Origin of the sequence: Solidesulfovibrio alcoholivorans DSM 5433, from assembly GCF_000702665.1 — a bacterium.
In the GTDB taxonomy this organism is placed as follows: domain Bacteria; phylum Desulfobacterota; class Desulfovibrionia; order Desulfovibrionales; family Desulfovibrionaceae; genus Solidesulfovibrio; species Solidesulfovibrio alcoholivorans.
In genome coordinates, this window is the sequence record NZ_JNJA01000057.1 from 1 (window position 1) to 1816 (window position 1816).

Annotated in this window: 1 protein-coding gene; it reads left to right on the forward strand. The window is 39.3% G+C overall.

What is annotated here, in order from left to right; genetic code table 11:
- The first annotated feature begins 334 nt into the window (after positions 1 to 334).
- Entirely contained in the window at positions 335 to 1273 is a 939-nt protein-coding gene (locus Q368_RS25415; RefSeq protein WP_084159010.1) for an HNH endonuclease, read from the forward strand.
- Positions 1274 to 1816 lie beyond the last annotated feature (543 nt).

Consider the following 1816-nt stretch of genomic DNA (forward strand, 5'->3'; position numbering starts at 1 on the left):
GTCAACCCCAAAATTTCCGTTCCCAAGAAAAAGTTGGGGGCCAAAACCGTTGGCTTCGTTGGCGCGTCGTTGGCTCGGGGTAAGTACGGATTTGGTACGGGGAGGTCAAGGGTTTTTTGCTATGGGGAGGAGAAAAAAGGGCTTTGGGGAGGACGGGATGATATGAATCGTTAATTGTATCAGTATGTTATGCTCTATCTCCATAATATCATACCCCTTCGAATCATAGGGAATCTGCACCAATATACTTATTCTTGACTATATATTTAAAATTGAATATACTGCTAAAAATTTTACATAGAATTCCAATGCCGAATTGAGCCACGGAGTGGAAATGTGCAAAGGGCTTGAACTTTTAGATGAAAACTACTGTATTCTTTTCAGTGCGTTGCCTAAAGACACACAACAAATCAAAATCGGCAGATCTCAAGATAGGATATGTCGTTTCTGCGGCAAAAATGAGAAAGAAACAACATTTAAAGATATCGCACATTCAATTCCAGAAGCCGTCGGAAACAAAAATATTATCACTCTTGATGAGTGCGACGAATGCAATACATTTTTTTCCAATAATATTGAAGTTCACTTTGACAAAGTATCTAAAGCATATAGACAAGTAGGACAGATCAAAGGCAAGCGAGGCGTGCCAAGCTATAGGACAAAAAGTAAAAAATCACGGATAGACTACGACAATGGATTGACTATAAAGGAAAGTACGGAAGATAAAATATTGACATTCCCCGAGGACAACACTGCGATCTTCAATTATGAAATTGAACCATATATTCCTGTTGCCGTTTATAAGACATTAGTAAAAATGGCTCTCTCTGTCATGCCCAATAATGACTTAATACATTTCAAAGAAGCAATTGAATGGATAAAAAACAAAGATCATACGCAACACTTTATCACTCCAGAAATTGCGATCGAAACATTTATTCCCGGCCCTCGTCCGGTAGATGGTGTTATGGTTTTATTGCTTAAAAGATCAACAAACAATCCGACTGTTCCTAGTTACTTATTTTCTTTTGGCTATGGGAATCTTATATACCAAATCGTACCCCCTACGTTGCTCGATTGCATTGCAGGTTTGGCTACAAATTATACTATCCCAATGATCCGAACACTTTTTGACAGAGACTGGCTTTATGGAGAGCCTAAAGTACGTGTAAGTAATTTATCTTCACATGATATTCAAAAAGGTCAAATTCTTCCGATACATCACCATTATGACAAAAAAATTCCCATGGACCCCAGCCTGATAAAACGCTGAATATTTACTGCTTCAAATTCTTGGAAGTATCAATCACTTTCTCCATAGAGGTGACTTACGTGATAGGCTGTCATGTTTGAAACAAACTTCTACTATTTATCATCATACCCATGCCACCATCTTCCCTGGACGACGTGGGCCATAATGCGCAACTATTCCCAAACAATCCAGCTAGCTACTTCTTCTCCAGCACTATTTTCCCCTCTTCCATGCAGGAGACCTTGAACTCATACCATAGTTGAAACTTAATCATCACTCATATCCATGGGTTGCCGGATAGAGTTGGTTCAACATAACTAATTATAATTCAATATTTCTTTAATTCTATCGAACCTAAAAGCTCCCAGTCCTTTTTCACCAAGCTCCACTATTGAATTCATAACATTATTACAAAATCCATCGAATGGACGTTCGCCAGAATGCCTATTACACCAGTGACTTGCTCGGGGCTGTTGATCAGCATGGAATATTGACCCCTCTTTGGATGAAATCAGCGTCCAAAATTGACCCCCTCGGCAGCCCCCTTAGATGTCTTCGATCATC

Coding starts and splice junctions, on each gene's coding strand:
- Q368_RS25415 (WP_084159010.1), top strand. CDS start 335: ATGTGCAAAGGGCTTGAACTTTTAGATGAAAACTACTGTATTCTTTTC.